Genomic DNA, 5,532 nt, shown 5'->3' with positions numbered 1-5,532 from the left:
GCGCATCAGCGCTGCAAGTTCAAAACCGTTCATGCCGGGCATATTGACGTCGAGGATCGCCAACGCCACTTCGTGCTTGAGCAGCAGGTCGAGCGCGGCAGTGCCCGAGTCGGCGACCAGCACGGAGACATCGGGCCGCGTCAGCAAGGCCTAGAGCGCGGTGATGTTGTGAGCGATGTCGTCGACGATCAGAATGTTCACGGGTGAGTTCGACATGGCATCGGGTCAGAGAGAGGCCGGCAATGCTGCAAGCCGCCGGGCCATGGTTTCGGGAGAATAGATGTGATCCACCGCGCCGCGTTCAATCGCGGCGCGCGGCATTTCCGGAGAACTGGCGCTGTCGGGTGCCTGCACCCACGCGGTGCCGCCTAACGCCCGCACGCGCTTCATGCCGCGCGCGCCGTCGTCGTTGGCGCCGGAGAGCAGAATTGCCAGCAAACGCTCGCCATATACAGAGGCCGCGGAATCGAACAGCACATCGATCGACGGCCGTGAAAAACGCACGGCGGCATCGGTCGAAAGCGCGACGGTGCGATCCACTTCCACCAGCATGTGATAGCCAGGCGGCGCGACATGCACGCGGCCCGGCATGATCTGCTCGCCCGCGTCGGGTTCGAGCACGGGCAACGCGCAGCGATGCGCGAACGCCTGCACCAGGTAGCTCGGCGAATCCGGCGGCAAGTGGGTGACGATCATCACCGCTGGCGCAAAGCTCGCGGGCAACGCGCCAAGCAGCACGTTCAACACTTCAATGCCGCCAGCCGAGCCGCCGATCACCACGAGCTCGAAGCCGCGTGCTTCGGCAGCACCCGGCTGGGATTCGACGGCTGGCGTGGCGATTGAACGGGACATATTGACCGTGTTAGCGCTTCTGATAAATGCGTTCGCTCGGACGGAATTCGTCGAACGCTTCGTAATGGGTGGAAAAACGCAAACTTTCCTTGCTGCCCAAGCCGAGAAAACCGCGCCGCACCAACGCGTTTTCAAACAGACCCAGCGCGCGATCCTGCAAGTCGCGATCAAAATAGATCAGCACATTGCGGCACGACACCAGGTGCGCTTCGAGAAAGACTTCGTCAGTGGACAGGCTATGGTCGGCGAAAACAACCCGATCCTTCAGCGACCCCGCGAAGCGCGCGCCGCCATACGCCGCATGATAGTAATCCGATAACGACCGCTTGCCGCCAGCCGCCAGATAATTCTGCGTGAAGCCCTGAATCCGGTCGAGCGCATAGATGCCGGACTCGGCGCGCGCCAACGCGTCAGGGTTGATGTCGGTCGCGTAAAACAGCGTGCGTTCGGTCAACCCCTCTTCGTCGAAGAGAATTTTCAGCGACCATAATTCCTCGCCCGTGCTGCACCCCGCCACCCATACCTTGATCGACGGATAGGTGCGCAGACGCGGCAGCACATGTTCGCGCAGCGCGAGAAAATACAACGGATCGCGGAACATGTCGCTGACCTGCACCGTCAGGTACTGGAACAGCCGCGAAAACTCGTCGCCGTTACGCATGATACGGTCCTGCAACTGCGACAACGTCTTCAACCCGAACTCTTCGAGCGCCTGCGACAGGCGGCGGCGCAGCGACGACATCGCGTAATGCCGGAAATCGTGCTGGTATTTGAGGTAAATCGCCTCCAGCAGCAATTTCAACTCAATGTCGAAATCGCTGATGCGCTGCGGCACGTCAAACTCGGACTGGCTCATCGTGTTCCTGCGTTGTGTTCCCGCGTCGTATTGCTTGTTGCTCAATTACCGTTGCCGCAGCCACACGCGGCACAGCGAAACCAGCTTGTCCACGTCGATCGGCTTGGACACGTAATCGTCGGCGCCGGCTTCGAGGCAACGGGTGCGGTCGTTCGCCATCGCCTTGGCGGTCAGCGCAATGATCGGCAGATGCGCAAAGCGCGGATTGCGGCGGATCTCACCCATTGCCGTCAAGCCGTCCATCTCCGGCATCATGATATCCATCAGGATCAGATGCACTTCAGGACCGTTTTCCAGCGCTTCGAGCGCTTCGCGTCCGTTGCGCGCAATCTCCAGTTTCGCACCGAGCGGCTCAAGAACGTGTGAGAGCGCAAAGATATTGCGCACGTCGTCTTCGGCCAGCAGGATGGTGCGGCCCTCGAAGGCATTGTCGCGCTGCCGCACCGTGCGCAGCATGCGCTGCTGCTCAGGCGCCAGCGACGACTCCACGCTGTGCAGAAACAGCGTGACTTCATCGAGCAGACGCTCGGGCGACTTCGCCCCCTTGATGATGATCGATTTCGAATAGCGGCGCAGGCGGTGCTCTTCCTCGTCGGACAGCATGCGGCCCGTGTAGACGATCACCGGCAGCGCGGCGTGCGCGGTGTTCGCGGCTAGCCGTTCGAGCAGATCGTAGCCGGTGCCGTCGGGCAGCGCGAGGTCGGTCACCACGCAATCGAAGCTGAACTTCGCCAGATACTCGAGCGCCGCCGTCAAGGTTGCAACCGCAACGATCTCGGTGTTTTCGTTTTGCAGCAACGCGCGGATGCTTTCGCGCATCGGCGCGTCGTCCTCGATCACCAGCACGCGCTTGAGGCGCTGTTGCAGGCGCGCTTCGAGACGGCGGATCGCGGCCTCCATCGTGCTGCGCGCGGTCGGCTTGAGCGTATAGCCAATCGCGCCGAGGTGCAGCGCTTTGTCAGCATGATCGGTGGCCGAAACGATATGGATCGGAATGTGGCGCGTGAGCGGATCGTTCTTCAGCCACTCCAGCACGGTCAAGCCGGAGCGGTCCGGCAAGCCGACGTCGAGCAGCACCGCGGCGGGGCACATGTCGCGCACCAGCGCGAGGCCGGTGGCGGCGCTGCTGGCGTGGACGAAATCGAAATCGAGCTCGTGCGTCAGGTCGCGCAGGATTTCGGCAAAGGCGAGATCGTCTTCAACGGCGACGATCAGCCGGCCGGCACGCGTGCGGTTATCGCGGTCGTCGGCGATCGGGCCGCTGGTGGCTTCGGGCGCGTTCCCCTCAGACAAGCCGTTGGCGGCCGTGATGACGGCCGGCTGGGCACTGCTCGCGGGGGTGCGTGTCAGCAGCGGCTCAGGCGTCTTCTGGACCGGGCTTGCCGCGGCTGCCGCCGCCTGATTCTGCGCAAACGCCGGCGCCGGCATTTGCACGTTCCGGCTGCCCGCCAACGCCGCCTCGGCGTCGAGCGGCAACCAGAGTGTGAACACACTGCCCTTGCCCACTTCGCTCGCCACCGTGATCCGGCCGCCGAGCAGACGGGAAAACTCGCGGGAAATGGACAGGCCCAAACCACTCCCGCCGTATTGGCGGCTGGTGGAACCGTCGGCTTGCTGGAATGCTTCAAAGATCATTTCCAGCTTGTCCGCGGGAATGCCGATGCCGGAATCGCGCACATCGATACGCAGCATATGGTCTTCCGCGGGCGCGACCGACAGTGCCACTTCGCCGTGTTCGGTGAACTTCACGGCATTCGAGAGCAGGTTACGCAGAATCTGCGTGACCCGCTGGCCGTCGGTAATGAAAGTGTCGGGCGTGCCCGGCAAACGGTCGAAGGCAAGGCTCAAGTGCTTGGCCGCGGCCATCGGCTTGAACATTTCCTGCAACGACTGCAGCGTTGCATCGACCGATACCGTTTCGAGTTCGACCGTCACCTGGCCCGCTTCGACCTTCGACAAATCGAGAATGTCGTTGATCAGCACCAGCAAATCGCTGTTCGACGCGTGAATCGTCTCCGCGTAGCGCACCTGCTCTTCGTTCAGGTTGCCGGAGCGGTTCTGCTGCAACAGCTTCGCGAGAATCAACGAACTGTTCAGCGGCGTACGCAATTCATGCGACATATTCGCGAGGAACTCGGACTTGTAGCGGCTCGACTGCTCGAGGCGCGCTGCGTTGGCGGCGAGATCGTCTTGCGCGCGCAGCAGATCCGACTTCTGGCGCTCGAGACGCTGGGCGTATTCTTCGAGCTGCACGTTGGTCTGCTCGAGTTCGGCCTGCTGCGCCTCGAGGCGCGTTTGCGACTCCATCAGCGCGCGGCCGCGTTCTTCCAGGCCCTCGTTGGAGACGCGCAGTTCTTCCTGCTGGACCTGAAGCTCTTCGTTCAACTGTTGCGTCTCGACCAGCGCATCTTGCAGACGTTCGCGATACAGCGCCGCTTCGACGAAATCGCCCATGCTGTTGCTGACCAGATTCATGAACTCCTGATCGCGCGCCGTCAATTGGCGGATAAAGCCGAATTCGACGACGCCATTGACCTGGCCGTCGTTTTCGATCGGCATGATCAGCAGATTCTTCGGCGCGCTTCGGCCCGTGGCGGAAACCACTTGCACGTAGTTATCCGGCACGTCGCGCAGCACCAGCATGCGGCGTGCGACCGATGCCTGGCCGATCAGCGTTTCCGATTCCTCGACGTTGCGCGCGGTGGCCTGCTCGCTCTCGCGGCTGAAGCCATAAGTGGCGATACGACGTAACGTGCCGTGCTGTTTGTCCCGCACATAGAGCGCACCGACGGCGGCATCGAGATATTGCGCGAGGAAGTCGAGCATCGCGCGGCCGACCAGTTGCGGAGTCGCGTGGCCGACAACCTTCTCGGCAAGCAGGCGCTGGCCGGAGCGCAACCACACTTGCTCCTGCAATATGTCGGTCTGCTCGGCCTGTTTGCGCAACACGCCGTCATAGGTGGCCGACAGACCCATCAGTTCGCGGCGCCCCACCCAGGCAAGCAGGCCACTCACGCTCAGGCTGAAGAGCAGGAACACGCTGACCAGGGCGGTGGTGACGCGGCGTGTCGCCTCGGCGCGCTCCTGGCGCAGGCGCAGTTCGACGTCGAGAAATTCACCGAATTCGCGGCGTGTTTCGTCGAATTCAGTCTTGCCGCGATTGCTCGCCACCGCGCTTTCGTAGTCCTGGTTCCGGCGGCGCGCGTCGATCAGGGCTTCGGCGATATTGGTCCAGCGTTGCTGGGTCGCTTCGATCTGCTTGAGTTTTTCGACTTGCGGGGGATTGTCCGAGACCAGTTCCTGGAGCCCCTCGATCTGCGCCTTGAAGTTGCGGCCGCCGGTTTCGTAGGGCGCGAGGAAGCTTTCGTTGCCCGTGATCAGGAAGCCGCGCATCGAGGACTCGCGGTCAACCGCGAGACGCAGCATTTCGTTCGCCTGGCCAATCACGCGTTCGGAGTGCTCCGCCCAGTTCATGGTTGAAACCAGGTATGCGATCAGGCCGACGAAGACAGCCATCGTGAGGAGGCCAACGCCTAAAGGCAATGCGATGTTGCGGCGGATGATGCTGCGAAAACGGTTCTGATCGACGGCCTGGGATGCGGTCATTTTTTCTGTCTTCGGCGTGGGGTCGGAATTTTTTTCGGGTATTCGATGGGGTTGATCTGGTCGCTGGGCGACGGGCGTAATCATACAGGATGAGGGTCTTTTTTTGAGGGCTTTGGAGGGTGGGGGGCCATGCTGGGCGCGGGTTTGGTTTGGTTTCCTCTCATTGCATGAGGGGCTTTTTTTTATTTGGGGTTTTTGTTGAGCTGGGAGTTGGGGTT

At 62.0% G+C, this 5,532-nt stretch carries 4 protein-coding genes; all 4 read right to left on the bottom strand.

Annotated features, from left to right (window positions below; all coding sequences use genetic code 11):
• Nucleotides 1-147, bottom strand: a 147-nt coding sequence (locus QOC89_RS06780; RefSeq protein WP_323044322.1) for a response regulator, incomplete at its 3' end; no start/stop codon positions are given.
• 78 nt (nucleotides 148-225) lie between these two features.
• The gene (locus QOC89_RS06775) at nucleotides 226-852 is read right to left on the bottom strand and encodes a chemotaxis protein CheB (RefSeq protein WP_323044321.1); all 627 of its coding nucleotides are present in this window, start codon (nucleotides 850-852) and stop codon (nucleotides 226-228) included.
• 10 nt (nucleotides 853-862) lie between these two features.
• Nucleotides 863-1,708, bottom strand: a complete 846-nt coding sequence (locus tag QOC89_RS06770) for a CheR family methyltransferase (protein WP_323044320.1) — start codon at nucleotides 1,706-1,708, stop codon at nucleotides 863-865.
• 45 nt (nucleotides 1,709-1,753) lie between these two features.
• Nucleotides 1,754-5,314 (bottom strand): response regulator, encoded by a 3,561-nt coding sequence (locus tag QOC89_RS06765; RefSeq protein ID WP_323044319.1) that lies wholly within the window; start codon nucleotides 5,312-5,314, stop codon nucleotides 1,754-1,756.
• Nucleotides 5,315-5,532 lie beyond the last annotated feature (218 nt).

This window comes from Paraburkholderia sp. (genome assembly GCF_034668105.1).
Classification (GTDB): domain Bacteria; phylum Pseudomonadota; class Gammaproteobacteria; order Burkholderiales; family Burkholderiaceae; genus Paraburkholderia.
This window is presented reverse-complemented; position numbering and strand designations above follow the sequence as displayed.

Excerpts from the sequence above, each read along its gene's own strand:
- QOC89_RS06775 (WP_323044321.1), bottom strand. The coding sequence starts at position 852 with ATGTCCCGTTCAATCGCCACGCCAGCCGTCGAATCCCAGCCGGGTGCT.
- QOC89_RS06770 (WP_323044320.1), bottom strand. The coding sequence starts at position 1,708 with ATGAGCCAGTCCGAGTTTGACGTGCCGCAGCGCATCAGCGATTTCGAC.
- QOC89_RS06765 (WP_323044319.1), bottom strand. The coding sequence starts at position 5,314 with ATGACCGCATCCCAGGCCGTCGATCAGAACCGTTTTCGCAGCATCATC.